The following is a 22,712-nucleotide window of genomic DNA, read 5'->3' on the forward strand; positions in this document are numbered from 1 at the left end:
TTTTTAAATAAACTCTCCCCCGTTAGATAAAAACATGAGGAGAGCTAAAACCAAAGTCCGGTAGGGTAATCGGGCTACTTATGTTTTTATTATTTATGGACTTTATCTGATTCCTCCTTAAGACATATAAATATATCATTGGAATTATATGTTGGTAGCTTAAAAAAAAATCCCCATTTCTAGATAGCAATGGGGAAATATGAGTTAAAGTTCGTCAGGTGATCGGAATATCTGTTTATTTTGTCTTGATACCATCTTTCTCAATTCCTCCGCTAGATAGATAAATATTCTATTAATATGTTCAGGTATGTATCTCTTAGCACTATAAGGTTAATTTTAAGAATAATAGAGATGTATTAGGGGCGCACAGCTAGCTGTACACCCCTACAAAAAACCTGTTATTTATTGCAACTGAAAACCGCTATATCTGACAATAACCTTAGGTTAAGAATTGATCCTTCCTAACACTCCTTAAAAAAGAGGGAACTAGAATAAGCCTTTTTAAAACAGGGCTATTTCATTCGAGAAGGAACGGATTTTGTCAAACCCATAAGCAAGAAATAAGCATCTTCGTTAGTAATCGAAAAATTACCGCCTCAACTAGTAATTAACCTCCCTTGGGTACAGTATATCCAGGCCCAGCGGTGACAATTACCAAATTTCCTGGCTTAATTAAATCCTCAATTGCCTGTTGCATCTGAGGCATAGTGACTGCTTGAATCCGCTGGGGAAACTCTCGGATTTCTGATCGTGAAAGTCCTAAGACAGCATTATTCAAAATGATGCTTGATACATTACTGGGATTAGCTAAATCCACGGGGTAGCTATTAGTAATTGAGCGCTTTGCCGTGTTGAATTCAGCCTCAGTCACTCCTTGCTCGCGCAACTGTTTGAGTAAAGCGAGAGTACTGGTGATCGCTTTTTGGGTATCAAGAGGAGCAGTCTGCATCTGAATCAAGAACGGGCCGGGATTGATTCCGGCGGCAAAAGCACTATAGATACCGTAGGTTAGACCAAGGCGATCGCGCACTTCCGTACCCAAGCGACTCGATAAGGTATCACCACCCAAAATTTGATTCAGTACCAGTGCTGCATAATAACGTGGGTCTTTCCGAGAGATGCCGTTGTAGCCAATGTAGGTAACAGCCTCTGCTTTACCAGGAATTACTTTGTTTACACGTGTCAAATTTTGCGGTAATGGCACGGTTGGAATTTTAAGCACAGGTGGCTTACCTGTGGCTTCCCATTTGCCAAACGCCTGATTCAGCAAATCTTTTACCTTAACTGGATCAAAGTCTCCAACTATTGCGATCGTCGTGCTATCTGGTCGGTAGTGTGTCTGATAGAAAGCAAGCAAATCATCACGAGTAATACTCTTTAAACTCTCAGCCGTGGGAAAGCTATGGAATGGATGATTCTCAGGGTAAATTACTTGCTGGAATACTTGTCGTCCCAATCCTCTGGGGTCATCTAGCTGGACTTTAAGATTTGTCAACGCCCGTTGGCGACTCAGTTCTAACTGTTCGGCAGGGAAAGTGGCGTTTTCTAACACATCTGCCAGAGTTTGAATCAATATCGGCAGGTTCGCTGAAAGTCCCTCACCGCTTATGCTAACTCCCTCGCGGCTGGCACTGAAGTTCAAACCGGCTCCCCGGTCTTCTAAGGTTTTTGCTAGGGTAAGAGCATTTTTAGTCTGTGTCCCATTCATTAAGTTGTTTGCAGTCAGATTCGCTAATCCAGCTTTTTGATTACCATCAAATTCAGTACCAGCATCAATTTGTCCACTCAGGTTAATGGTGGGAAGGTTGCGATCGCGCAAAAGCAAAACCCGCAAACCATTATTTAAGGTAAACTCTTCTGGTAGTGATTGTTTGCTCGAATCTGTAGCTGATGTGGCAGGTGGCAGATATTTAGCCAGTTCTGCTGGATCTACAGGTTTACCGGGGCTGAAATTTTCCACTGTGCGACCAGAACCAGCGCTAGAAGCCCCTGGTTTGCCATCTGGTTGAGTTGGCTCAAAGAAGCCGATGGTTTGTTTAGCCGGATTTAGGTAGGTTTTCGCTGCTTGCTGCACCTGGGCTGGGGTGACTTTTGCGATCGCAGTCAGATACTTTTCAATAAAACGATAATCGCCGGCCACAGTTTGGTTATATCCAAGTTGGCTAGCTTGACTAGTGATGTCTTGGTTACCTAAAACAAAGGAGGCTTGTAGTTGCGTCTTCGCCCGGTTTAATTCTTCTGTAGTAACTGGCTGCTGTTGCAATTTTGTTAAGGTTTGCTGGAGCACCTGAGCAATTTTCCCTAACTCTTGACCCGGAACTGCCGTAGCATTAATTTCATACCAACCGGGTTCGATGAGTTCGGCAGCACCGCCACTAACTGAACTAGCGAGTCCAGATTCTACCAAAGCCTGATAAAGTCTAGAGCTACGTCCACCTGTGAGAATGGCATCCATCATATCAATTGCCGGGACATCAGGATGTTTGATATCTGGCAGAGGATACACTGCTTGCAGTAGTGCCGCGCTTCCAGGTTGCTTTAAAACAATAGGCGCTTTTTTAGTAGTAGGGGTAACCGGAGAAGAGGCGGTGATATTTCCCCTCACCACGTCTCCACGTCCTTGCGTCCCAATGTCCTCTTTTCCTCGTTTTGCCAACTTCCCATAAGTTTCTTTAACAACTTTGAGTACAGGTTCTGTGGCAAAATCCCCTGTAATTACCAATGTGGCATTTTCTGGGCTGTAGTAGGTTCGGTAATAATTCCGCACCTGCTCCACCGTGAATTTTTCTACATCGGCTTTTGTACCTCCTACAGGTAAGCCATAGGCTCTGCTAGGAAAAGCATCTCGCATCACTGCCCGACTCAGACGATAGTCTGGTGAATTTTCGTACCCCTGTAATTCGGAGATCACCACCCGCTTTTCACTTGTGAGCTGTTCAGGCCCAACTAAAGAGTTTTCCATGCGATCGGCTTCCAGTGTCAACAATGCTTCGAGTTTGTCTCGTTGCACTGTGCCAAAGTAAGCTGTTTCGTCATAACTAGTAAAGGCATTGAACTGGCTACCCAAGGCACTAAACAACCTTCCGAACTGCACTGGACGGGAAGTTGTACCTTTGAACATTAAATGTTCTAGCTGGTGAGAAATGCCATTTTCTCCCTTAACTTCGTTACGTGAACCAACTTTATACCAAACTTGTACGCTCACTACTGGAGCGGTATGGACTTCCTTAGTTAGCACTGTTAAGCCGTTGTCCAATACCGTTTTTTGCACCCCTTGGGTGAATGAGAGAGCAGATCCAGGTGCGACTGCTGTTGGTGTTGCAGCAGTGGTGAAATTGCCCGAAAAAGGCACAATACTTAGGAGAAGGCTGAGTAAAAACCCGATAATCATATATGAGCGTAGCTTCATAAGCAATACGAAATTCAAGTTGACAAAACACAATTAAAGAAGAAATGCAAAGGTTCAATTTCCAAAATTCCAAAACCTCTCATTTTTAATTTTGCATTTGAGTAATCATGGTAATTATTTAATGCTAAGTCATGTCACAAGTTACCATCCGGCTGGAAACACCACGATTGATGCTACCTACATTTCAGGATAGTGACATGATGCCGTTCTTAGCCATCGCTGTGACTCAGAAGTTGCAAAGTATCAGAGTTGGAATGTGCCTTACCCAAAAGTCGAAGCGATCGCATTTATAGAATTGATCAAGCAGTCAATACAAAGTGTGTTGAGTGGTATCAGCTGGTGATTGAACTCAAGGCAACAGGTGAAATGATTGGAGACTGTGCCATAGAGTGGTTACAATAAATGTTATCAATACTATAGGAATCATATTTGATTTCTGAAAAAATCTAAGTATTTGTAGGGTGTGTTAGGCGTAAGCCGTAACGCACCAAAGCCTTAAGAATGGTGCGTTACGCTGTCGCTAACGCACCCTACGTATCTTTTCAAAAATCAAATACTAGTCCTATAGAGTTTTGTGTTTAGATACCAGTGTTTGGATACCTTATCTTGTACCAGAAGTTTATCAACCCCAGTTCAGAAAACTAGTAGCAGAAGCTTTAAGTCTGAGTATACGGTTAGTGACTCCAGCTTTTGTTTGGACAGAAGTCGGATCTGTGCTAAGAAAAAAAAACCGCATGGGAGTAATTACAACAGAGGAAGCGCTAGATTTTTTTGAAGACTTCTGCGAACTGCCTATTGATTACATTGAAGAAGAGGCAATTAGGGCAATAACCTGGAAAATTGCCGATAAATATGGATTATCTACCCTTTATGATGCGGCCTTTCTTGCTTGTGCTGAGAGTGCGTCTGCGGAGTTTTGGACGGCTGATGCTGCACTGGTTAGACAACTCACAACTCGACCTGCTTATCTCCGAGAAATAGGAGAACTATAGCAGTATAGGAAAGTTTAACTTTTAATACTTATTACTGCAATGTGGGGAGAAATGCAGGGAAACATATAACTCTAGTTTTCACTTCTGCTTTCTCAGGTAATTCTTGTATGGTTAAAAGTTTATTTCCAAAAATCCATCTCTTGATACAAAACAAAGAAGCTTCTTTAGGAACAACTAGTAATCACCTAAATATTAAATATCTCAAACTTGTTAATCATAACTGCTAGTCAAAGAACAGACTGGTCTTACAAAGAATATTATGAAATTGATGCTACCTTCGATTTACATTGGGCAATGAACGAAGACAATAAAAAAGGAATGGACGAGAAGGAAATTAAATAATTTTTGTTTAAGTGCCGCTGAGTAGGAGTTGGGAGTTAGGTTATTTTTTCCCAATCTCCCTGATCTCCCTACTCCCTAATTCCTATTTACTGGAATGCGATTTTTCCGGCATGACAATGTTAGCGTGGGTTGATTTGCCATTCTTGCCGTTAGTATAACCGTTACCATTGCGGGGATGGATCACACCATAACCGCCGTGGTTGCGTTCGTAAATTACATTAATCTCTCCAGTTTCAGAATTGCGGAACATATAAAAGTCGTGTCCCACGAGTTGCAATTGTTCCAGGGCTTCTGCAAGGGTCATCGGCGGCATGGAAAAATATTTAGTGCGGACGACTTCGTTGGGTAATTCGGGGGTGCGATCGCCAATTAAATCTGTGACTACCGACTCTGCAACAACTACTTCTGTTGGCTGGGCGTGAGTTTTCTGGTCTTGACGGCGTTCTTTGTATTTCCGCAGTTGACGGGCAATTTTATCTGCAACTAAGTCAATGCTGGCATATAGGTTTTCACTGCTTTCCTCGGCACGGATAACGCTACCGTTAGCATAAATAGTTACTTCAGCCGCTTGTCTAGGATTAATTCGAGGATTACGGGCTACGCTAAGATGCACATCCACTTCATTTGTAATGCTCTGAAAGTGACTAACTGCTTTTTCAATCTTTTGATGTACATATTCCCGAATCGCATCGGTTATTTCAATATTTTTGCCGTGGATGACAAGCTTCATGTAAACTCTCCCACTGAATATTTGATGTGTGAATTTGCTTTGTATGAAAAGAAATTGCGGTAAGGTCTATTACTCCCGCCAAAACAAATTGTGAACTCTTTCTATGTACTGCTGGTAAACTGTGTCTAAGCTTACTGATATGGGTTTTCGCTGATTATACCCTTGATTTTCCTCCTCATCTCTGCGCTGAGATCCAATTGGATTTCCACATAAAACCCTTTGGTGAGGAAATTTGAGCCGTAGCTCTCGTAACTGTCTTCTGTGTTAAAACAACGCTTACAGAACTGTTAATAGTTGCTCCTTCTGTGTCCGGTTGAGGTTTGCTCACTTTTGATCAAGAACACGAGTATTTTATAGAAGTTGATCTTGTTTGATATGCAAACAAGATTATTAGAGCCATCAGCCAGTGCATTCGTTCTGATTATATTGGCATGATGCTTATTGCAGAGAATTCCTCCTAAAACCTATTGAGGTTGTATATTCAAGCTAGCACTTTGTATTTTCTAATGCATGTTCCCTTGACTTTCCTTTAAAATCCTTTGCAAATCTTGACATTTTTTGTCTCTAATCCTCTAACTTGCAATATATTTTGTTCCCAATACCAGTTGATTTTTGGCATGTTCTATAGTAATAATCCATACAAAAAAAGTTGTTTGTTATATAACAAAGGATTAATGCCTTACTTAGATGCTCATGGATGGCAGCGATCGCTCCTCACTGAGCGTATCCATGACCCCAGTCTAGATGATGTGTTAATTTTGCTAGAACATCCACCTGTCTACACTCTGGGGCAAGGAAGCAACTCAGATTTTCTCAAATTTGATATTGACAAAGGTCAATATGATGTGCACAGAGTTGAACGGGGCGGTGAGGTTACTTACCATTGTCCAGGCCAACTGGTGGGGTATCCAATTTTAAATCTGCAACGTTATCGTAAAGACCTCCATTGGTACTTACGCGAACTCGAAGAAGTAATAATTCGCGTATTGGCAGTTTATGGGTTGCTGGGAGAAAGAATTCCGGCTTTTACTGGCGTTTGGTTACAAGGGCGAAAAGTTGCGGCTATTGGTATTAAAGTCAGCCGTTGGATTACCATGCACGGCTTTGCATTAAATGTTTGTCCAGATATGACAGGGTTTGAGCGCATTGTACCCTGCGGTATTTCTGATAAAGCTGTAGGCAGTTTAGCCGAATGGATTCCAGATATCACCTGCGAAGAAGTGCGTTTTTATGTAGCACAGTCCTTTTCTGAAGTCTTTGGTGTGGAATTAGTCGAGTCGCAGCCTAAAGAATTTTTCCGTTCTGAGTAAATTCAGCTTGTAATTATGTAATAAATACTATAGCAGTCCTATTTAAATTGTGAGACACTGATAAGAGTAGTCCATATTTAATAGTATTAAAATAACTATTTAACTGCGGTTGTCAAAGCTAAAATTTGATTATTTACAAACTTTTATACTAAATTTTTACGGCTGTCAAGCACAACTTTGCGCGTGAATTACTCAAATAATTTCCAGGTATATGCCCCATCGTTAACGTCTCTGAGAGAACGTGATTGGACAGCTTTGATAGAACTATTTGATAGAGACGACGGTGATGAAATTGAAGCCGACATCAACAGGAGTTTGTTTTGGCTGATACCTGAACCTTGTTGGGAAGATGATCCGTTTGATTTCTTGCGCGAGTACCTTTAAGTAGTGCAGAGTGGGAGTAATGAGTTTAAACGAAAGTGGATTTAGCTAAACTATAAAAATCAAAATTTTTCAACATTTCCAAAAATGTGAACACCGCAGGCACATGGAGGGAATTAGATAGAATTGCAGTTGCAATTACTCTCTTGAGCGGTGCAGGTAAACTATATACCTGCACATTTGGGGGAATGGGTACAGCTGCTAAACGAGGCATAATAGCCGCTCTCAGCCCTTGATTCACCATACTAACGACTGTGGAATCTTCTTGGATGTCGCTAGCAGTAGTTATTGGGATTGCTAAAGTCTTTAAGTGGTTGTGAAGAATGCGTCCACAGGGTGTGCAAGGAAGTAAAACAGGTGGATAGGCCGCTATGTCTTCCCAAGTAATTTCTGGGTTGCTAATTTTGGTATGTGGTGGTAGTAAAGCTAGATACTCATCCTGAAAAATTTCCCAGGTGTCAAATTCTTCACCAGTTGGTAGACAGGTAATACCAATATCGGTACGTCCGTCACGCAAACACTGTTCTACATCGGTGAAAGCAGGACACTCTATGATTGTGACAGCAATTTCTGGGAATTGATTATGAAATTGTGCGATCGCTTTTGGTAATAAATGGGTGGCGACGCTGCGAAAAGCCGCAATTCGTACATGACCACCATGTAAACCTTTATGCAAGTTTGCTTCGTGCTGCATCATCTCTAGATGCTGCATAGCTTGACGAGCATGATACAAAATGCGCTCTCCAGCTGGTGTCAGCACAGCACCATGACGACCTCTGGCAAACAAAGGCACACCTAATTCTTCTTCTAAGGTAGCGATCGCATGACTAATCGCAGGCTGGGAAAGCTGCAATTCTAAGGCTGCCTCACTAAAGTTACCACGATCTGCTACTGCAACTATGGCTCGAAGTTGGGAGAATTTCATGGGCAATCGGTGAAAACAAGGGTATACACATTCTGATTTAATTGTGACAAAAAGGTTGTATTCGTGATTTTTTATATCTATAAATCATATTTATGGAACCTATGCAAGCCATGATTTGATTCCTAATTGAGATGTTGCTAATGTTTTATTTACTGAGCAACTTTCAGGAATAATTTTATGAAAAACGACATTAGATGTCTACCAAAAGAAGATGCAAAAATCAATTGTAGTCCGTTATTCAATAAAGAATTAGACTCCAAATTTTGGAAATTCCTACATAATTTATGGAAAAAAATTGTCAAAACAATCCTAGCAGATCCTAACGATTTACAAGTTTGGCAAAAGGTTGACCGCTACGGTAATATCTATTGGCAAGCTTACGATCCTGCAACTGGAAAATCTTTCTCTTCAGGTTCTCAAGCTGATGTGTGTATGTGGATTGAGCAGCTTTATAGGTATTAAAAATATGACGCAACTAACTTTGGTAATTGGCAATAGAAATTATTCATCTTGGTCACTCCGCCCTTGGCTGGCGATGAAACAATTTGGTTTGGAATTCAATGAAATTCGGATTCCTCTCTACAATAGTCCAGATTCTTCCTCAAAAATTCGGCAATACTCTTCATCAGGAAAAGTACCTGTGTTGTTGCACGATACGCAAACTGTGTGGGATTCTCTGGCTATTTGTGAATATCTAGCTGAAACGTTTCCGACTCTGCAATGGTGGCCAGAGGATAAGGCTGCAAGGGCATTAGCCCGCTCCATAACTGCGGAAATGCACTCAGGCTTTCAAAATCTGCGTCAGAACATGCCGATGAACTGCCGTACTAAATATCCTGGTAAAGGTTTAGCACCCGGCGTACAACAAGATATTGATCGCATCACCAGTATCTGGCAAGAATCACGCCAGAAATTTGGGACTAGTGGGAATTTTTTATTTGGAAATTTTGCGATTGCTGATGCATTTTTTGCTCCAGTTGTCCTGCGGTTTGTAACCTATGATGTGCAGTTAGATCCTGTTTCTAGAAATTATGTAGAGGCAGTTTTAGCGCTTCCAGCCATGCAAGAGTGGATAAAGGTAGCAAAGAGTGAGACAGAAATTCTTTCTCAATACGAGTTTTAGGTAAAGGGTAAAAAAGAACATGAACAGCAGGGATATTTCAATTCGAGATGCAAATCAAAGGGATATTCCTACCATTATAGAATTGATTCATTTGAAAGCTGAATTTGATGGGTGTCCTAATTCTGTAGAAGCAACACCTCAAAAGTTAGAAATTGATCTATTTGGAGAAAACCCCCTTGCTTTTGTACTTTTAGCTGAGGTTGATGGAGATACTATTGGATTAGCAACCTATCACTTTATCTATTCAACTTTTTTAGCAAAACCTGGTATTTGGCTTGATGATTTATATGTCAAGGCTGAACATCGAAGCCACCGATTCGGTCAGGCGCTGATGCTACGCTTACGCCAGATTGGGCAGGAAAAAGGCTGTGGCAGAATTGATTGGACTGTAGCTGTATCTAACAAGCGTGGAATCAAGTTCTATGAAAGAATAGGTGCGAAGATCATCAACAAAGTAAAATTATGTCGCTTAGATGGTCAAGCACTAAGTAGGTAAAATTTAAGCTAAGGGAGCGGGAGTAGGTCAGGCTTCCTTAGTTTATAACTGGTTAATAAGAGGATTAGTATAAATAGTGCCTTCAAAGCCGTAGCCAATTTCCAATCTGCCACAGCAGGAGTTGATATATATAAATTATTCTCAAACAAAAGTTAAATAATTGTAATTTTTAATAGTATTAATACAAATTTAATATAGAAATATGTTTCTATACCAATAAAAAATATCTCATAATTTGGTATTATTTTCTGGGTATTGTAATATTGAAATAAATCTCTTTTTTATAAAAAATACCTAAATCCAGCCATTTAGCAAGTAAAAATATATTTACTGAGTATCAACACACCGAGGGCTAATAAAGATAAACTAGATAAAATAGAAATTAAAAATTAGTAACTGCAACATAATAAGCATTGAAGAAATGAATTGTTGATAACTGTCATAACAGCTTAAACACTTTTCTATAGTCAACTTCAAGCAGAATACATAGATGCGGATAATTGGACATATCAACTACAAAAGGTACTACCCATGAGTTCCCGCGCACTGCTGTTAGTAAATCGTCATGCCCGCCAAGGGCAAAAGGGTCTGTCGGAAGCGATTGAATATCTGAAGACACTCGGCTTTGATTTAATTGAGGAGTCTACAGAAGACCCCAAACATCTTGCTGAAGTTATACTTCGCTATCAGCATCAAGTTGATTTGGTAATCATTGGCGGAGGAGATGGCACTCTTAATGCCGCAGTAGATACTTTAGTTGATACTCAGTTGCCTTTAGCAATCTTGCCTCTAGGAACTGCCAACGATCTAGCGAGAACTTTAGGAATCCCAAATTCCCTCAGCGAAGCTTGCAAAATTATTGCCTATGGAAATTTACACCGCATCGACTTAGGGTGGGTGAATGGCAAGCACTTTTTTAACGTTGCCAGTCTGGGATTGAGTGTAAAAATTACCCAACGCCTTACCAAAGAAGTCAAGCGTCGTTGGGGAATATTTGCTTATGCCACCACTGCATTGCAAGTAATTTGGGAAGCTAGACCTTTTACTGCGGAGATTGTAATCAATGGTGAATCAGTTCGCGTGAAAACAGTGCAAATTGCTGTGGGTAACGGCCGCTATTACGGGGGCGGTATGGCAGTAGCTGACGATGCGACAATAGATGACCAAAGACTAGACCTCTATAGCTTGGAGATCAAACATTGGTGGCAGATTATACTATTACTCCCTGCGATGCGACAAGGGCGACATATACATTGGAAGAGTGTACGCTCTCTTCAAGGTCAAGAAATAGAAGTACGGACTCGCAAACCTCGCCCTATCAACACAGATGGTGAAATTACTACCTACACACCTGCCCATTTTCGGGTTATACCTAAAGCTATAGCTGTTTTAGTACCTCCAGAAATCAGGAGTTAGGAGTTATTCTCCCCTATCTCCCTCTACTACAAATGTGGGAATTCGCATCAACTCACGCCAAATGCATCTGAGATTTTCTCAAGATATAAAGTCCCTGTTGCAACGCCTAGCTGAACAACCGCTGACTCTAGGTGATATTCTGGCAGAAACCTCAGAACGAGGGTTCTGCTTGGTAATTACATTATTAGTTTTGCCATTTTTATTTCCTATGCCACCGGGATTAACTGGCCCTTTTGGTGGTGCTTGTTTACTATTGTCAGCGCAAATGCTTTTAGGAAGGCGATCGCCTTGGCTGCCTAAAAGAATTGCTAACTACAAGTTTCCTCGTCCCTTTGCTCTGTTACTTTTGCAAAATTTGGGACGTCTTACCAAAGTGTTACAAAAAATCGCCCGTCCCCGATTTGCAAAAATAGCCCATAATCCTTTGATTTGGCGAATTAATGGGCTTTGTATCTCTTTGTTAACAGTATTACTAATATTACCAATTCCCTTTACAAATCCCATTCCCACTGTAGGAATTTTATTTTTGACTGTTGCCACTATCGAATCTGATGGTTTATTAATTTGCATCAGCTACGGTATTACTGTCCTAATTACCTTGCTCTTTGGATTTCTTGGTTATGCAGTATGGTTAGCTCCCAGTTTGCTGCCATCTATATTTAAATAAAAAAAGCCTTCAACTAAAAGCCGAAGGCTGTAATTTATTAGGGTGCATCTACCATTTATTAATCCGCTTGATTGATTGCCATATCCGGGTAGATTTAAATTGTCTACAAAGTTATTTTTTTATTCATACATTAAAAAATATCAGCAATAAAAAAGCCTTCAACTAAAAGCTGAAGGCGTAATTTAATTAAGGTGCATCTACCATTTATTAATCCGCTTGATTGATTGCCATATCCGGGAAAATTTATATTTCTAAGAAAATTTGTTTTATTCCTAAGTTAAAAAATATCAGCAAAAAAAAGCCCCCAACTAAAAGCTGAGGGCTGTGATTTAATTAAGGTGCATCTACTATTTATATATCCGCCTTAGTTATTGCTGCATCAGGAAGAATTGAAAAAAAATGGATGACTATGTAATTGATTTCCTTAGCTACAAAAGAAGTACTAGTTTCAAAGGCAATAACCTGCGGTTTTTGACTAGGTAATCATTGAGTAACTTCACAGTAATTTTACAAATACCCTGAATTTCCCCTAAATACACAAAGTTTCTGTTAATATCTCTGACGCTATATCCGCAATAGTACGAATTTAGTTTATTAGTTGGGTATACGACTATGAAAGTTAGACGCACCCAATTAGATGAAGCGATCGCAATTTCTATTAGCCCTTGCTAGTCTTTGTATTGTCGGGGTAAGCTTTTTTCTGAAAACAAATTTTAGCAGTACTAGCGAAACTAAAATTATCACTGATACATCACGTTACCAAGAGATTCGTAATCAACTATGGTCTGATAATGACCAAGTAAAACATTTTCCTAATGAGATTCCCGCTGATGCCAAAGGCGTTCGCATTGCTTACTCACCCGAATTTTTACAAGGAAATAGTTTTTTTCAAATTAGGTTGAAACAGCCACCAAAAAAAGTAGAACAATTACTTTCACAATACAGAAGTAGTGCAAAGCACAAATATAGGGGTGGTAACACAAACGAACATATAAATCAGCCTAACGGTGTGCCAACAACTTTTTTTTACACTAGTGACTCTCCTACAGAATCTTTCCCAGCTACTTATGAAATCTTGGTATTAAATACAGAGGACAAAGGTAGACCTGGCTTCAAGTGGAATCATGGAGATAGCTATGGTGTCGCTATTAATAGTTCAGCATCAGAAATTATTTATTGGTCTGAAAAATGGTAATTAGCAATTAAAATTAATTTTGAATCGTGATAATAAAAATTATTATTTGGGATATCCTACTTTAGAAAGATGTAAAGTAGTGATAATTGTGAATGGGTAAAACTCTAAAACAAGAATGATCCAATAGCTAGGCTGATTTAGCAACAATTTCTACAAACCATTTTTTGAGATTGGGAAGACGGTAAATCTGTGTTAGAACACGTGCCAGTTGATGATATTGTGCCGCTTTTAGAAAATCTGGTAAGTAGCCTTTCAGAAGATGGCTTTATGTTCCATCTCATTCATTTACTGGATCACAAAGATTTGGCTGAAAAACCATTTGATTTCTTTGTTTATCAACAGGAAGGCTATTCGAGAGAGTTACAATCAAGGTGGGGAAATCGAATTAGACGAAGCCAATGGAAGCAGATATTTTCTAACCTCAAGCACTTGGACTCTAGATTTATCTTTGAGTGGTCGTGTAAGGACAGAGAATTACCAGACAAAATCGACTCGTCTATTCAATATACAGATGAAGAAGATTTAAGAATTTCCCATATCGGTGTAGTTGGTGAATTTACATCCATTCCGAAAGTCAATAATTAGGGAAGAACAAGTTTTGAGTGCAAGAAGCCTGCACTCAAAACTTTATTACTAGATACTGCTTTTACCCTTTTGGACATATCACTTTGGGTAGTTAAAACTTATAGCCAGCATAGCTAAGATTCTAATGGTGCTTAACAATTATCTTAATATGTAGAATGCCAACTGCTTTAATTACTGGTGCCTCTAGTGGTATTGGTAAAGCTTTTGCCCAGGAACTAGCTGCACGCAAGACAAATCTTGTACTCGTTGCTCGTTCTGAAGAGAAACTAAGCCAATTAGCTAAACAGCTACAAGAGCAACACAAAATTCAAGTAGAGGTTATAGTCAAAGACCTCACAGAACCTAATGCAGCATCTGCTGTATTTGATGTCACTAAAGAAAAGGGATTAACCATTGACTTATTAATCAACAATGCTGGTTTTGGTTACTATGGCGACTTTGCTGAAGGGGATGGAGAAAGACAAATCAAAATCGTACAATTAAACATTTTAGCATTGGTAGATTTAACTCATAAATTTCTACCTTTAATGCGGGAACGTCGTTCTGGAAGTATTATTAACGTATCTTCTATTACTGCATTTCAACCAATACCATATCTTTCTGTTTATGCTGCCAGTAAAGCTTTTATTCTCAGCTTTAGTGAAGCACTGTGGGCAGAAAATCGTCAATATGGTGTACGTATTTTAGTTACTTGTCCAGGGCCAATAGAAACAAACTTTTTTGCAGAAGCTAATTTTCCTCCAGCGTTGGCAAGCAGTACAGATAAAGTGTATTCTTCTGAAAAAGTGGTTTGGGAATCTTTAGAGGCTTTGGAAAAAGGGTATCCAACTGTTATTAGTTCTGATACTAACACTCAAATTAGAAGCAAATTATCTCGGCTCGTACCGCGAAAACTTCTGCTAAATATGTTAGCAAAACACTTTAAAGCCTAAGTATATAGTTAGGAGTTAAACAAAGTGCTGAATTTGAAACTCCTAACTTTTTACTCTGATCTGCTCACTGATTACATATATCTTGTTAATTGAACTCGGAAACGGTCTTTTTTTGTAACGGCAATTTCTCCAACTTCTAAACGCCCTTTAGAGCGAATGGCGATTAAGTCGCCTGATTTGACTTGAGAACTAGCTTGGGTAACTTCCTTCCAATTGACACGGACATCACCAGCATCAATAAAATCAACCATTTTGCTGCGCGACATGCCAAAACCAGCAGATGCGATCGCATCTAATCGCAATGAAGCCTCCACAGTAGTTAATTCTTTTTTCTTGGGTTCCCGAACCCTTAATTCAGTTACCTCAATCTTCTGAGTTTTCACAGGAACCGATCGCACCTGTTTCAGACTCATTTCCAAAAATTCCACCAACTCCGGTGCAACAATCGCCTGCGCCCCTCGTTCTCCCAAGACAATTACATCTCCCGTCTTTTCACGAACAATTCCTGTGCCCAACATTGCGCCTAAAAAGTCACGGTGAGAGGCAGTATCAAACAGGAAATTACCAGCAATTTCTACGGCGACAAGGCTGACCTGAGATTGATCTAAGGGAAGTTCCGAACGAGCGATCGCTATTCTTTGGCGTTCAGCTTGCGGATATCCACCCCACGCAACTAATTGCACTTCTGTTAATCGATTAAACACTCGTTGAATTTCCGCTAATTCGGGGGGAGATAGAAAATCAGTCAAAACCACTTCCCAAGTTTTGATGGCTTGCTCTGCTTGGTCAATTACACGAGCTACACTATCTCGATTTTCAACACCTTTTAAAAGTTCTTCTCGTGGCAACATTCTTAAAAATTATGAGTTATGAATTGAGAATTAATTAGCTATAACTATCTTGATTCTAACTTTAATTCCCATTTCAGCAGGTTTTCATCCCTAGCAATTTGTTGCATTCCCAGTTTTTCCAAAATGCGAATCGAGGCAACATGATCATCTGGAGAATGAGCGATAATTCTCTTGAGTTCTTGCTGAGTAAAGGCAAAATCAACCAGTGCTTCTACTGCTTCAAAAGCAAATCCCTGCTGGCGATAAGCTGATAGCACTTCATAACCCATTTCTACAGTTCCTGTTTGATCGGGTTTGCCAATAAAACCCAAATCGCCAATTAAAGTAGAATCGGCAATGTGAATCATTAGCCAGACACCCCAACCTAACTGGGAAGGATCATCTATTAGCATCTGAGCATACATTGGGAAAATATCTAACACCTCAGATCCATACCAATCATCAGGAACCCTTACCCCCAAAAGCTTCTCTATTTGAGATTTATTTCTTGTCACAACGGCTTGCGCCACTTCCAAAGAACAGGGAAGCAACTCAAGTCGCTGTGTCACGATGTGTAAAGTATGATTCATTACACACCACTCGTGTCAGCATAACCTTGGATATTTTCTGGATCAAACTGACGTAATATTCGGGTTGCTTGTCGAGTCAGAGTTTCAGAACCTTGAACGGCAACCAAGTATTTACCCGCATCTAAGCGGTTCCGATAAGGTAAAGCATCACCACTACCTACAAGTAAACCGACTCCGCCACCAACCAACACACCACCCATAGCACCACTAGCAGCACCCAGCAGTCCGCCAACGATGTGATTGCCAACTTCACCCGCCCAGGCAAAAGTATCTAAACCAGTGATGAGGCTGAACGTAAAACCTGCAAAAAAGCCGAATGGTATCAGCCAGGTTGCCATCAGTTGTGCTTGCTTTTTGGCTTGGTCTTTGGGGTCAATTAAGCCAAACTCGTCAGCCGTTTTATATCCTTTCCCCAGGATAGTACTGTTTATGCCTTCTTCTTCTAAAGCTAAGTAAGCAGCTTCGGCTTGAATGCGGTCTGGTAATACGGCAACAAGGTAATTCATTGATTTTACAATTTGTCTAATAGAAGTTTTGCCTTAATTAACAGCGTATCAGTCCTGGTCGAATCAATCTTGTCTTGAGTTGGAGTTTGGAATTTTGGAAGGCTTTGATTCTTACTCCCCAACGCTAGCTCTTAAGGGGTTGGGGGTTAAATCAAATCTGTATTGAACTCAACTACAAACCGCGTAGGCTAGCAAGAACCGCAGGCATCGCACAAGTTAAGCAGAAGTTAAATGTACATGGGCTGATTCACTTTAGCGAATCTAGTGGCTCACAAAAATTGTTCACGCCTTGCTTAAGGACATAAATCAAAACTGGCGTTGCCAAAATCTTAGGAAACGTCGGCATTGCTTTTAGACGTTCCATCATCTTTTGAAGTGAAGTATTAAGCAAATCTTCCCGATATTCTTGTTCGCAAATGACCGCCCGCCATTTTCTAGCCAAAGCATCTAACCACTCGGCATTTGCTCTTTCTGGCTGTTGTCCTGCCCGGATAGCTAGCGTCATCGCCGCATCTTCTAAATCTCCATCACAGTCTTCAATCAAATCCAGCGCTTCCATATCGCTAGGATCATCTGCCAATTGAGAACGAAACTGTGCAATTTCTTGAGATGTTACTTTAGTCATGAGTCTTTGACAAGGCGAGCGATGCCTACGGGGGTAAACTACGGACACTCAGTTATGCTACATCATTTCACAAAATTGCTGTTACAAATACGTTTTTTTTACCAAAAAGCCTCATTCTTCAATGTAATTATTGAAAAATGAGGCTTTTAGAATTTTTAATTGAGAGATGAGTCAGCAGTACTAGCGTAGTGCTCTGAGGGTAACAGACCGTTGTAACTGAGCTAGAGCACGGTTGTAATCCAAAATTGCTGTGACTCGATTACCTTCAGCTCTTGTGAGGTCGTTTTCAGAGTTAATGACATCAGTTTGAGTGCCTACACCAGCTTGGAATCGCAAACGCGCTAAACGTAGAGCTTCCCTAGCTTGTTCTAAAGCAGTATTAGCGGTTTGAACATTCTCCAAACTAGATTGCTGGGTGGAATAGGCTTGTTCTACCTGAAAGCGAATTTGGTTGCGCTGTTCAGCAAATTGAGTTTCTGCGATCGCAATATTAGCTTTTGATTGATCTGCTCTTGCTCTTGCGGCTCCTCCATCATACAAATTTAGACTTGCCCTAACTCCTAATGAATAACCATCAGTAATGCTGACACCATCATCGAACTGATCTAGTAGGTTGTAGCTGGCTACCAAACTAACTTGAGGGCCTAGCTCCCCAAGGGCCTGCCTACGCTGTTGCTCGCTGATATTGCGTTGTGCCAACTGTTGTTGTAGTTCGGGACGATTTTGAAAAGCCAACACAATACTTTGTTCTAGCGATTGGTTCCAAAGACCAGCTAATTGTACAGGGTCAGCCGCACTGATATTCACTGCCTGGGGCAAACTCAACCGAGTTGCTAAACGACGACGGGCTATTGCCTGCTGCGATCTAGCATTAGTCAAATCTTGTTGGGCATTTGCTAAATTCACTTGCGATCGCAACACATCAAACCGCGTACCAACTCCAGCTCGCTCTAAAGCTTCTGCATCACGCAAACTAGCCTCAGAGTTCTGCACAGCTGACTGGGCAATGCGTACTTGTTCATCTGCTTGTTGCAGATTGTAGTATTCAGTGGCAACATTCAGGCGGATTTCCTCGGACTGGGTTTCTACAGCCAATTCATTGAAACGTACCTGTTCTTCAGCCGCTCGGATGTTAGCTTGCACTCTCCCAGAAGTGTAGATGTTATATGAAAGTTGTGCTTGACCTGAAAAAGATGTACCAGCTTCATCTGGGGATGATATACCCGTCTGTTGTTCTTGGAGTTCCGACGAGAGCTGACTTCCAGCAGACTGACTGCGAGTAACATCCGTACTAACATTAAGAGTGGGTAATAAGGCCGCTTGCGCCTCGCGTAGAGATGCTCGATTGCGTTCTAGCTCCAACAAGGACACCTGTAAATCCCGATTATTACGCCGTGCTAGCTCCAGAGCCTGTGCCAAAGTAATTGGCTGATTTCCCTGAAGTGTCACTTCCTCCGGTTTGGTGGGAAATTGTAAGGGATTTGAGCTGGGAATCAGGTTCTCTGGAATTTGCACCGGGTTTGACGGCGCAGGAGTTACGGTGCTTGGCACAGTGGGAGGTTGTACCGAACCCCCAGGCGCAGGAGTTACGGTTCCTGGCACAGTGGGAGTTGGCGTCAAATCTGTCGGAATAGGGGTATTACTCTGGGCTAGGCGGCCAACAGCATTTTGTTGTAAGCAGCTGCTTGAGGTCAGTAGCAAAGCGGCTGAGGAATCAGTTTTGCTTTTCCCCAACTCCTGTGGACATCTTTGCGCTGACAACAGTTTCGCTGATCGTACACCTGTAGCTGAAGTTTGTAAAAAAGTCTGCAACTGAGTAGCAGTATTTATCTTTTGAACCACTGGCTGCTGTGCAGAAGACAGGGAAAAAATTTCTTTTTGGACAGAAGAAGGTTTGGAAGTGTAGTTGGGAACTACTATCTTCTTTGATTCTTGTCCATAAGCGCTTGAATTACTCTGTTTTTGGTTATTTTGAGCAGAACGGCTGACACCAAGCTGTTGGGGAGGATTAGAGGTAGGTGTCAAACTGAAAAATCTACCTTCATCTTTTTTAAGTACTTGTTTTATTGGCACAACAGTATTTCCAGCCGTAAACACTGGAATACTGTTATTACTTAAAGGCTTCATGCTAAGTTTACTGAAACCGAAAGCAGGTACTAGGGTTGGAACACTAACATCTCCGCCGTTAGGCAGTTGCGTATTTGTGATGTCCACAACCAAGTCTTGACCATAATTAGAAGTCAAAACACTAGGAGAAGACGCCAGCTGTACCCCAGGTAGTTTCACAGTACCAGCCCAAGCAGGCTGAGTTGTTAAGACCGCTGCTGTCACACCAGGTAAGAAGCTATGGAATAATTGCTGTCCTTTCACCGCATCCCTCACACGAAAATCAATCTAGCGGCAGAAAACCTTTCTTCACCACAGAATATAGCACGATACTAAATTTAGGAAAGAATATACTACGATACTAAATTTAGGGTTCGGAACTCTGTTTGTCTTCAAAACGTCTAACAATGCGAGAAAGTTCCGCCTTTTCATCGATATTAACGCGAGTAGGAGCACCGCTGATAATCCGTTCGTAGTTTCGGAAAGAATCTTTAATATCGGGGCCATCCGCAGTGATATTATACTCACGAATTCCCTTATCATGCCAAGACCCGCGCATTTTAAATACGTTAATTGCCCGCGACATTTCTCCACGAATTTCTACGTACTGTAACATCAGAATTGTATCGGTAATCGTGGAAATATGAGAGTCAGTAATTGAATGCGCTCCCAGAAATTGGTCAGTAGTGTTAGTAAAGAAACCAGTAATTTCTTCTTGTTTAGCATAACCTGTCACACCAATTACAAACTGCCTAAATGCATTATTGCTTACTCCTCTCGCTAGTGCTGATAGAGAGTCAATGGCGATTCGAGCTGGTTTGAAGACGGCAATTTCTGATTTAATAATTTGTAAATGATCTTCTAAACCAGTTGATTCTGGATAAGTGCAAATTATTTTGAGTAAACCTTGATGTTCTAATTCTTCAAAATCAATTCCCCAAGAGGAAGCATTACGAGATAGTTGGGCACGTGATTCTTCATAAGCAAATAATATTGCCTGTTCTCCATTAAGGCAGCCATCTTGAATAAACTTACTGACTAACAGCGTTTTACCAGTACCTGTGGCTCCTGTTGCCAAAATAATCGAATCTTTAAAGAAACCACCACCGCACATTTCATCTAAGATTTTGACACCAGAAGATACCCTGACATTAGAAGACCGTTGAGTTAAGCGCATTGCTCCCAGCGGGAAGATATTAACTCCTTCATTAGTAATCGTGAACGGATACTCGCCTTTCATATGAGTTGTGCCGCGCAACTTGAGAATTTCAATTGTGCGACGGCGGCGTTCTCCTTCTAAAACGTTGCGAACAATTACCACATTATCGGAAACAAATTCTTCTACTCCAAAAGAGGCAACAGGCCCATATTCTTCACTACGTTCAGTGGTAATTACAGTGGTGACACTCAGTAGTTTCAAACGTGCTACTAGGCGAAAAATCTCGCGTCGCACTACTCCCATTGCTTCATACTGCTGAAATACCGCTGTTATTGAGTCGATTGAAACTCGTTTAGCTTTGTATTTGCGAATGGCATATTGCAGACGTTCAATGAGTGCAGAAAGGTCAAAATTTCCAACAATATCTTGACCTTCTGGATCTGGAGATGCATCAAGAATAAACAACTTGCCTTCTTCTATTAGACGTGGCAAGTTCCAACCAAAAACATGGGCATTTTTAATAATATCACTGGGTGATTCTTCAAAAGTAACAAATACTCCTGCTTCATCAAAGTAGGTGATACCGTTATAGAGAAACTGAAGAGAGAATAAAGTTTTACCTGTACCAGATGTGCCGCTGATCAAGGTAGTTCTACCAATTGGTAAACCACCATGACTAATATCGTCAAACCCTTCGATCATCGTGCGAATTTTTTCTACACCCCCAATTTTTGGTGGTTGCTTTGGTTCTAATTGCTCGTTTTCAATCATTGCTTGATAACAAAAGGGTATTAAAAACTGTTTTTTTATGACTAAAAGTTTGTACTCAATTTCTTTATGATTAAAATTTTACTCTTCAAAGTCTTCCTCACTCAGTTCTTCATAGAGCAAATCTAATCCAATCAAGACTCTTTCTCTATCTGAAAGATCCCCAATAATTTTGCGAACGGGTGGAGGCAAAATTTTAGATAATGTTGGCGTTGCCAATATTTTATCTTCTTCCGCCAGTTGCGGACTTTTCAGTACATCGATCACTTTTAAAGCATAAACGCCTTCAAACTCCTGTTCTAAAATATCTTTGAGCGTTTTTAATGCTCGGACTGAATTAGGGGTATTCCCTGCTACGTAAAGCTTGAGAACGTAGGTTTTTCTGGCTTTATTCATATACTTAATGGCTAGTTATGCTCATAGAAATAAAAGATGCGTTCGCTCTTGGCGTTGGCGCAGCTATCGCGCATTGGGAGTCACTAACAGCGGTAGCTTATTCCAAGTTGAACATTGTTCAGGAGGCAGTTATGACTGAAGTAACCAACGTTTAAAAGGGTGGGACTTAGGTTGTAGACGTGCCAGTTATTCCACTTGGGATGCATCTCAAACGCTCTCTAAGAGGCGGTGCTCATAGCTTGCTTTTCTCATGACGCAGACTCTCTAATGCTGCGCTATGTGCGGCATCGTCTCCTCTTCTCCCAAAAAAAGAGGCTAGACATACCGTAGGATGGCCGTACCCCTACGGGGAAGCTAGCTACGCGTAGCGTCTCCTTAGAAGACCACACTGGCTACGAATGTCTATCGCGCAATGCGTCTCGATCCAATTTTGCTTTATTAAACTGGCTTTTATATCCAAAACTAAAATTTTCATTCATAATTCTTTCCTCGTGCCTTCTCCAATTACAAAATTAAAGTTTTTATTTATAAATCGAATTCCTATAGACTTCGCAAAGGTGAGCCAGGATATCTATCAACGTTAGGCGGTAATCAAGTAACGTTTCATTGCTCCTTCCTTCTAATTTTAGCTGGTTAGAAAATTCTTCAATTACCTCCATGTGGATTTCGATGATTTGGGGCACAGGAATATTAGCATAAAATATAGTATTGATAAATTTATCAATTTTTTCTTGGAGTGTTTTGTCTGTGGTAAAATAATTTATAAGGATTAGACTGTAATCTGATTTAAGCTGTCTTAATAATCCTTGTCTTTCTGGTGGAGTCATCTCCTGAAAATTCTGTTGGCTTTTTTGGGTGTGACTGGCAAATACATAGATGTACTTGTCAGTGTATGCCTTATTTGGATTTTGTTGCAGCCAATTTGGTAAATAGTTGATTTTTCCAGAGGGAGTTGCAGCAACAGGTAGGTAGCAAAATTGGGCAATAATCGCGTCAATAACTTTCCAGACCCACGTGCTCAAACCTTTTTGGTTGTCTAAGTCAACTGGATTATTTAAACATTTGTTAATATCAGGTTGCAGAATCAATATCGGTAATAACACAGGACTTACGCAACTGGCACAAATAGCGGGCGGGGCGTAGCCCTGCCACACGACAACTTAAATCAAACCAAGCACATAGGAATACTTGGGCGTTTTAGTTGCTGAATTAAATAATTGGAAAGCAAA

23 protein-coding genes are annotated in these 22,712 nt (G+C 40.8%); 12 read left to right on the top strand and 11 right to left on the bottom strand.

Features of this window, described 5'->3' with window-relative positions:
- Nucleotides 1-607: 607 nt before the first annotated feature.
- The gene (locus H6G92_RS29420; RefSeq protein ID WP_190899092.1) at nucleotides 608-3,409 is read right to left on the bottom strand and encodes a M16 family metallopeptidase; all 2,802 of its coding nucleotides are present in this window, start codon (nucleotides 3,407-3,409) and stop codon (nucleotides 608-610) included.
- Nucleotides 3,410-3,540: 131 nt separating this feature from the next.
- Here H6G92_RS29420 and H6G92_RS29425 point away from each other — a divergent pair, with 131 nt between their 5' ends.
- Both H6G92_RS29425 and H6G92_RS29430 read left to right on the top strand, forming a co-directional pair.
- Nucleotides 3,541-3,702 carry a hypothetical protein gene (locus tag H6G92_RS29425; protein ID WP_190899094.1) on the top strand — a complete coding sequence of 54 codons (162 nt, stop codon included), beginning with the start codon at nucleotides 3,541-3,543 and terminating at the stop codon, nucleotides 3,700-3,702.
- A 279-nt stretch (nucleotides 3,703-3,981) separates the two neighbouring features.
- Nucleotides 3,982-4,401: a type II toxin-antitoxin system VapC family toxin gene (locus tag H6G92_RS29430; protein WP_190899096.1), complete on the top strand. Its 420-nt coding sequence runs from the start codon at nucleotides 3,982-3,984 to the stop codon at nucleotides 4,399-4,401.
- 424 nt (nucleotides 4,402-4,825) lie between these two features.
- On the opposite strand, the gene hpf is transcribed toward H6G92_RS29430, so the two are convergent.
- Entirely contained in the window at nucleotides 4,826-5,473 is a 648-nt protein-coding gene (hpf, locus tag H6G92_RS29435; protein ID WP_190899097.1) for a ribosome hibernation-promoting factor, HPF/YfiA family, read from the bottom strand.
- Nucleotides 5,474-6,090: 617 nt separating this feature from the next.
- Here hpf and lipB point away from each other — a divergent pair.
- Nucleotides 6,091-6,783 carry a lipoyl(octanoyl) transferase LipB gene (lipB, locus tag H6G92_RS29440; protein ID WP_190899099.1) on the top strand — a complete coding sequence of 231 codons (693 nt, stop codon included), beginning with the start codon at nucleotides 6,091-6,093 and terminating at the stop codon, nucleotides 6,781-6,783.
- A 183-nt stretch (nucleotides 6,784-6,966) separates the two neighbouring features.
- The gene (locus H6G92_RS29445; RefSeq protein ID WP_190899100.1) at nucleotides 6,967-7,167 is read left to right on the top strand and encodes a hypothetical protein; all 201 of its coding nucleotides are present in this window, start codon (nucleotides 6,967-6,969) and stop codon (nucleotides 7,165-7,167) included.
- A gap of 25 nt (nucleotides 7,168-7,192) precedes the next feature.
- Here H6G92_RS29445 and H6G92_RS29450 read toward each other — a convergent pair whose 3' ends face one another.
- Entirely contained in the window at nucleotides 7,193-8,089 is an 897-nt protein-coding gene (locus H6G92_RS29450; RefSeq protein ID WP_190899102.1) for a LysR family transcriptional regulator, read from the bottom strand.
- A 177-nt stretch (nucleotides 8,090-8,266) separates the two neighbouring features.
- Here H6G92_RS29450 and H6G92_RS29455 point away from each other — a divergent pair, with 177 nt between their 5' ends.
- The 8 genes from H6G92_RS29455 to H6G92_RS29490 all read left to right on the top strand — a co-directional run bounded on the left by H6G92_RS29455 (nucleotide 8,267) and on the right by H6G92_RS29490 (nucleotide 14,503).
- The gene (locus tag H6G92_RS29455) at nucleotides 8,267-8,551 is read left to right on the top strand and encodes a hypothetical protein (protein ID WP_190899104.1); all 285 of its coding nucleotides are present in this window, start codon (nucleotides 8,267-8,269) and stop codon (nucleotides 8,549-8,551) included.
- 4 nt (nucleotides 8,552-8,555) lie between these two features.
- Nucleotides 8,556-9,212 (top strand): glutathione S-transferase family protein, encoded by a 657-nt coding sequence (locus H6G92_RS29460; RefSeq protein ID WP_190899106.1) that lies wholly within the window; start codon nucleotides 8,556-8,558, stop codon nucleotides 9,210-9,212.
- A gap of 19 nt (nucleotides 9,213-9,231) precedes the next feature.
- Nucleotides 9,232-9,708 carry a GNAT family N-acetyltransferase gene (locus H6G92_RS29465; RefSeq protein ID WP_190899108.1) on the top strand — a complete coding sequence of 159 codons (477 nt, stop codon included), beginning with the start codon at nucleotides 9,232-9,234 and terminating at the stop codon, nucleotides 9,706-9,708.
- A 531-nt stretch (nucleotides 9,709-10,239) separates the two neighbouring features.
- Nucleotides 10,240-11,124 carry a lipid kinase gene (locus H6G92_RS29470; RefSeq protein WP_190899109.1) on the top strand — a complete coding sequence of 295 codons (885 nt, stop codon included), beginning with the start codon at nucleotides 10,240-10,242 and terminating at the stop codon, nucleotides 11,122-11,124.
- 61 nt (nucleotides 11,125-11,185) lie between these two features.
- Nucleotides 11,186-11,791, top strand: coding sequence for an exopolysaccharide biosynthesis protein (locus tag H6G92_RS29475; RefSeq protein WP_190899111.1), 606 nt, complete (start codon nucleotides 11,186-11,188; stop codon nucleotides 11,789-11,791).
- 637 nt (nucleotides 11,792-12,428) lie between these two features.
- Entirely contained in the window at nucleotides 12,429-12,986 is a 558-nt protein-coding gene (locus tag H6G92_RS29480; protein ID WP_190899113.1) for a hypothetical protein, read from the top strand.
- Between the two features lie 189 nt (nucleotides 12,987-13,175).
- Nucleotides 13,176-13,571 (top strand): hypothetical protein, encoded by a 396-nt coding sequence (locus tag H6G92_RS29485; protein WP_190899115.1) that lies wholly within the window; start codon nucleotides 13,176-13,178, stop codon nucleotides 13,569-13,571.
- Nucleotides 13,572-13,726: 155 nt separating this feature from the next.
- A complete protein-coding gene (locus H6G92_RS29490; RefSeq protein WP_190899117.1) occupies nucleotides 13,727-14,503 on the top strand; it encodes an SDR family NAD(P)-dependent oxidoreductase in 777 nt (258 codons plus the stop codon).
- A gap of 71 nt (nucleotides 14,504-14,574) precedes the next feature.
- Here H6G92_RS29490 and H6G92_RS29495 read toward each other — a convergent pair whose 3' ends face one another.
- The 8 genes from H6G92_RS29495 to H6G92_RS29530 form a co-directional block, all read right to left on the bottom strand.
- The gene (locus H6G92_RS29495; RefSeq protein ID WP_190899119.1) at nucleotides 14,575-15,354 is read right to left on the bottom strand and encodes a photosystem II S4 domain protein; all 780 of its coding nucleotides are present in this window, start codon (nucleotides 15,352-15,354) and stop codon (nucleotides 14,575-14,577) included.
- A 44-nt stretch (nucleotides 15,355-15,398) separates the two neighbouring features.
- Entirely contained in the window at nucleotides 15,399-15,923 is a 525-nt protein-coding gene (locus tag H6G92_RS29500) for a GNAT family N-acetyltransferase (RefSeq protein WP_190899121.1), read from the bottom strand.
- Nucleotides 15,923-16,429, bottom strand: coding sequence for a hypothetical protein (locus H6G92_RS29505; protein WP_190899122.1), 507 nt, complete (start codon nucleotides 16,427-16,429; stop codon nucleotides 15,923-15,925). Before H6G92_RS29505 ends, H6G92_RS29500 begins: the two co-directional genes overlap by 1 nt.
- 247 nt (nucleotides 16,430-16,676) lie before the next feature.
- Nucleotides 16,677-17,054, bottom strand: a complete 378-nt coding sequence (locus H6G92_RS29510; RefSeq protein WP_190899124.1) for a hypothetical protein — start codon at nucleotides 17,052-17,054, stop codon at nucleotides 16,677-16,679.
- A 180-nt stretch (nucleotides 17,055-17,234) separates the two neighbouring features.
- Complete coding sequence (locus tag H6G92_RS29515; RefSeq protein WP_190899127.1) at nucleotides 17,235-19,424, bottom strand: TolC family protein; 2,190 nt, start codon at nucleotides 19,422-19,424, stop codon at nucleotides 17,235-17,237.
- Between the two features lie 103 nt (nucleotides 19,425-19,527).
- Entirely contained in the window at nucleotides 19,528-21,090 is a 1,563-nt protein-coding gene (gene kaiC / locus H6G92_RS29520) for a circadian clock protein KaiC (protein ID WP_190899129.1), read from the bottom strand.
- Nucleotides 21,091-21,168: 78 nt separating this feature from the next.
- A complete protein-coding gene (kaiB, locus tag H6G92_RS29525) occupies nucleotides 21,169-21,483 on the bottom strand; it encodes a circadian clock protein KaiB (protein WP_099099291.1) in 315 nt (104 codons plus the stop codon).
- Between the two features lie 521 nt (nucleotides 21,484-22,004).
- The gene (locus tag H6G92_RS29530; RefSeq protein WP_190899131.1) at nucleotides 22,005-22,586 is read right to left on the bottom strand and encodes a KaiA family protein; all 582 of its coding nucleotides are present in this window, start codon (nucleotides 22,584-22,586) and stop codon (nucleotides 22,005-22,007) included.
- Nucleotides 22,587-22,712 lie beyond the last annotated feature (126 nt).

Source organism: Nostoc foliaceum FACHB-393, from assembly GCF_014698505.1.
Lineage (GTDB): Bacteria > Cyanobacteriota > Cyanobacteriia > Cyanobacteriales > Nostocaceae > Nostoc > Nostoc foliaceum_A.